This window comes from Oleiphilus sp. HI0066 (genome assembly GCF_001635725.1).
Genome location: NZ_LWFH01001586.1, coordinates 1 through 1,039 on the forward strand (window position 1 = coordinate 1; position 1,039 = coordinate 1,039).

The window sequence follows — 1,039 nt, forward strand, 5'->3', positions numbered from 1 at the left end:
CCTAGATACTCCTGATCAGTCGTTCCGATAATCGAGTAATTTGTTTGGTATGGCAGTACAAAAACTATTCGTTTATCTTCGTTCTGTAATATATATGCAGAGTCACCATTTGGAACTCGAGGAACAACGATGTGGCTGCCCTTTATCAGTCGAATTTGTTTACTTGGTTTGAGTTGAGAGACTTTTTGTTCAAAGATTTTGCTTAACCACGGTCCTGCTGCGTTGACTATATGGCGTGCCGAAACATCGACCGTTTCATTAGTCAGTTTATTTAGGCAGCGTATATGCCAAAGTCTTTCGCGTTCATTATAGGTTGCGCCAAGGCATTCCATATTGGTAGAAATGACCGCGCCGTTTTGCTTTGCTTGGATTGCGTTTGTGATGACTAATCTGGCGTCATCTACCCAGCAATCGTAGTATTCAAAACCTCTTTTTATGGAAGCCTTAAGCCCTTTTTCTGTTCCCAAATCTATAGATGTCGCACTCGGTAAACTATTTCGCTTGCTTAAATGGTCATATAAGAAAAGACCGCAACGAATCAGCCAAGCAGGGCGCAGATGAGGACGGTGTGGAAGCACAAACTTAAGCGGTTCGACGAGATGAGGTGCGATATTTAAAAGTACCTCTCGTTCAGCGAGGGCTTCTCGCACGAGGCGGAACTCGTAATGCTCTAAGTAACGCAATCCACCGTGAATCAGTTTACTACTCGCTGATGACGTTCCTGAAGCTAGATCGTTCTGTTCGCATAGATATACCTTTAAACCTCGTCCCGCAGCATCATTCGCCACGCCGCACCCATTGATGCCGCCTCCAATGATGAAGAGATCATAGGCCGCTTGTTTATCTGTCATCCTTGATTCCTGTTATCGATATTGAACGTTGGATTTAGCATAGCGATTTGTATTGTGGATTTGTGAACGCAATCGTCAATTTCACACAAGTAATAAGTTGAGATTGAAAAAAAAGAATAAATTCGTATTGTTACATCACTCAATTGCGGCTGTTTTCAAAAGGATAATTATAACAATGGCGAGCTATA

At 42.5% G+C, this 1,039-nt stretch carries 1 protein-coding gene; it reads right to left on the bottom strand.

Annotation, left to right across the window (positions count from 1 at the left end; all coding sequences use genetic code 11):
• A partial coding sequence (gene glpD, locus A3738_RS24970; protein ID WP_156504485.1) for a glycerol-3-phosphate dehydrogenase occupies positions 1-851 on the bottom strand: 851 nt, incomplete at its 3' end.
• Between the last annotated feature and the right edge of the window lie 188 nt (positions 852-1,039).